The 777-nt window shown below is 69.1% G+C and carries 1 protein-coding gene; it reads right to left on the bottom strand.

What is annotated here, in order from left to right:
• A partial coding sequence (locus ABD719_RS18630; protein WP_344694864.1) for a penicillin acylase family protein occupies positions 1 to 777 on the bottom strand: 777 nt, incomplete at both ends.

Raw genomic sequence — 777 nt, 5'->3', positions numbered from 1 at the left:
CACCGGCGTCGACGGCTTCGCGTCGTCGAAGTGCGGTCGGATGGCACCGTCGAGCCGCTGGAAGCGGTTGATCGCGTTCCATGGCGTATTCCAGCTGCCGAAATCGCGCGTCAGTTGCCCGACCGCCGTTTCCAGCGCGGCAAGCTTGGCGGCGGCATCGACGCGGGCGGCGATGTAGTCGGGGACGTTGATCCGCTCCGCCTGTGCAAAGCTGCCGACCTCGCGCCAGAGCTGGTCGCCCCAGTAGACGGCGAGGCTTGTCGCGACCGAGTCGTTACCCCAGCGATGATCCCACCGGGAGAGTGTGGCGATCGGCGCGGCCAGTGCATGGCGGCGCGGGTCGTTCGTCGGCAATGCGCGCCACGCGGCGACGAGGCTGGGCAGCAGCCGCGCGAAGGCGGGCAGGTAGGGATCGTAGGCGGCGGCGCGCAGTCGCCCGGATGTCCACCCCCGCCGGCCGGTGAGCAGCAGGTCAGCATGTTCGCCGCGGGCGTTGCCGCCGACCTGATCCATGTAGCGTGGATAGTCGGCCGCCCTCGGGCTGTCCGGCCCCGCTGCGCTCCACGGCCAGTCGTTGGTGTTATGGACCCAGCCGACCTGGGGGTTGGTAACGCTCGGCAGGCTGGCAAGCGGATGCAGCCCTCGCCAGTCTGTCGCGGGATCGCTGCCATCGACGGGGCGGGTATAATCGAACCGGTCGTCGCGGACCGGCATGAACTGCGGCATCAGGAACGCGATTTCGCCCTTGTCGTCGGCGAACAGCGTGTCGTTCGAGGA

Origin of the sequence: Sphingomonas cynarae, from assembly GCF_039537815.1 — a bacterium.
GTDB lineage: Bacteria > Pseudomonadota > Alphaproteobacteria > Sphingomonadales > Sphingomonadaceae > Sphingomonas > Sphingomonas cynarae.
Note: the sequence above shows the minus strand (reverse complement) of the source record. Positions and strands in the feature narration are given on the sequence as shown.